Genomic DNA, 917 nt, shown 5'->3' on the forward strand with positions numbered 1-917 from the left:
TATCCTGACTCGCCTGATGATCATTGCATTTCTCTCTTAGTCGATAACTAGCTCCAATAAGTGTAATGTTTTTTTTCTTTTACAGAGTACGAGCCCCACCCAAAAATCAAACCCCGTCTGACTTCGCCGGCAGCGTCAGATGTGTAAAAGAAACAGACAAAAAAGTGTTAGCCAGCCCTCACTTTGTAGGGCGTCACCCGCCATGAACGACAGACCGAGATTAAATCGCGGGCAAAAAAAATCCCAAGTAGCTGATGGAAACTTGGGATTTAAAAATGCATAAACCGTGGGAGGTGAACGCCCGGCTATAGTAGCGATTGTAAAAACATGTAACAAGATTATTTTAATCCTTTCGTCGGATTGAAAGCCTCGTAAGTCATTCAATAACCACATGTTTTTTAAGGTGGAAAGCAGTAGTCGTGCTACTTTTTGGTGCAAGTAACGACAGTAAGCCCCTGTATAAAAAATGGTTATTAATCGGGCGTAGCGCTTTCAAGTAACTGTTCACTTAACTGCTTGCATGTTTCTTGAAGGGCCTCACGACTGGAAGCAGTGGCGCCCACCACGGCCTCCAGATGACGACACAGCGTCAGGCGTTCAGCCGCCTCTTCGCGCTGGCGGTCGACCTTGGCGTTGAGTTGAATGAAATAGAACCCCAGCAGCACGGCGATGCCCAGCACACCCACCGCGAGGTAGCGCAAGCCGTTGGACGATGGAGGCTCTGGGGCATTCATGACCTTATGGCGCCCTGCTCTTTTCATAACGAACGTCATCACCATCGACCGGCCCCACGACGGACCAGCCCAGGCGCTGATAGAACCCATTGGCGCGGACTTCATCCCGCCCATCAGTCACCAGGTACAGCGTGTCGTGGCGCGCAAACAGGGCCGCCTCGGCCACTGCCATCAGTTGGCGAC

General features: G+C 50.9%; 1 protein-coding gene and 1 pseudogene. Both read right to left on the bottom strand.

All coding sequences use genetic code 11. The annotated features are described in order from the left end of the window. Nucleotides 1-473: 473 nt before the first annotated feature. Complete coding sequence (locus tag GIW04_RS31000; RefSeq protein ID WP_032900704.1) at nucleotides 474-734, bottom strand: hypothetical protein; 261 nt, start codon at nucleotides 732-734, stop codon at nucleotides 474-476. A gap of 4 nt (nucleotides 735-738) precedes the next feature. Beyond that, nucleotides 739-917 (bottom strand): annotated as a pseudogene (locus GIW04_RS31005) (GNAT family N-acetyltransferase); the annotation flags it as partial.

It is taken from the genome of Pseudomonas sp. PA-4-8C (assembly GCF_021606625.1).
GTDB classification, from domain to species: Bacteria; Pseudomonadota; Gammaproteobacteria; order Pseudomonadales; family Pseudomonadaceae; genus Aquipseudomonas; species Aquipseudomonas lactis.

Coding starts and splice junctions, on each gene's coding strand:
- GIW04_RS31000 (WP_032900704.1), bottom strand. CDS start 734: ATGAATGCCCCAGAGCCTCCATCGTCCAACGGCTTGCGCTACCTCGCG.